Source organism: Pseudoalteromonas sp. SR45-5, assembly GCF_014163565.1.
In the GTDB taxonomy this organism is placed as follows: domain Bacteria; phylum Pseudomonadota; class Gammaproteobacteria; order Enterobacterales; family Alteromonadaceae; genus Pseudoalteromonas; species Pseudoalteromonas distincta.
This window is the reverse complement of the sequence record NZ_JACJDN010000878.1, coordinates 1-1,273: the sequence shown is the minus strand read 5'-3', so window position 1 is coordinate 1,273 and position 1,273 is coordinate 1. Positions and strand designations below refer to the sequence as shown.

The window sequence follows — 1,273 nt, the reverse complement described above, 5'->3', positions numbered from 1 at the left end:
CAAAAGATTAGGTTTAAAAAAATGGCTGTAAAAAAATATTATTTTGTTAAGTTGATAACCCTTTTTGAGGTGAATTAAATCCAGCGCAAAAAAAACCGCCAAGCTGGCGGTTAAAAGGTCTACACAACACTGTAAAAGTTATAACTACATAGTTACTTTAATAGTTCGAGCACATCAAAACAGGCACCCATTGTATGGTAATCAGTTTTACCTATTGGGCTTTTCATCGTGTCTATTTTTTTATTGTCAGCGGTTAAAATTCTAAACCAGGCTCCGTATTTATGATCAACTAAATGCTGCCACGAATACTGCCAAATTTTGTCATACCATTGCTGATATTTTTCATCCCCTGTTGCTTGATAAAGATACGCTGCACAACACAGAGTTTCGGCTTGAACCCAAAAGTATTTATCGTCATCGCAAATAGTTTTATCAGGGGCAAAGCCGTAGCAAATACCGCCGTGCTTTTTATCCCATGCTACATTTATTGAGTTATCAAATAAGGCTTGAGCGCGTTCAATAAGCCATTTTTGTGGCTTATGCTTATTTAAAAACATAAGCAGTTTTGACCACTCTGTTTGATGGCCAGGTTGAAAGCCCCACGGACGAAATAAATTTTTAGGATCGTCTTTGTTGTACTCTAAATCGACCTGCCAATTTATATCGTAATGCTCCCAAATAAGCCCACCCATTAAACTAGCTTGGCGGTTAACCATGTTGTCGGCAAGTGTGAGCGCACGGTTTAAAAATTTTTCGTCTCTTGTGGCTTCATAAGCGGCAATAAGTGCTTCACAAGTATGCATATTGGCATTTTGGCCGCGGTATGAATCACATTTTGTGAAGTCGCTGTTATGCTGATCTTTATATAAACCGGCTTTTGCATCCCAAAAATGTGTTTCCATTGTTTGAAATGTATCGTTGAGGTATTCGCGCGCCTCTGTAACACCTGCGCGATATGCCCAGCTGTACGCTAAAATAACAAATGCAAAGCCATAACAATGATTGGTGTTATCAAGCACGGTAGCTTGAGCGTTTTCAACTTTTAATAACCAGTTATAGCCGCCTGTTTGCTCAACAAGGTGATGCTTACGAATAAACTCAATTCCCGATTTAACACGGTTTAGGTACTTTTCGTCATTAAAGGTTTGGTACGCACGCGCATAGTTAAATACAAAACGAGTAGAGCTTACTAAATGGCGCGTGTGTTTATCAAATATCTCACCGTTATCAGAAAAGTTTTGGTAAAAACCACCGTGTTCATCGTCAATATTTG

1 protein-coding gene is annotated in these 1,273 nt (G+C 38.7%); it reads right to left on the bottom strand.

The window, feature by feature from the left end; genetic code table 11:
• Positions 1 to 152: 152 nt before the first annotated feature.
• The coding region (locus tag H5072_RS19785) for an AGE family epimerase/isomerase (RefSeq protein ID WP_182694556.1) at positions 153 to 1,273 on the bottom strand (1,121 nt) is incomplete at its 5' end.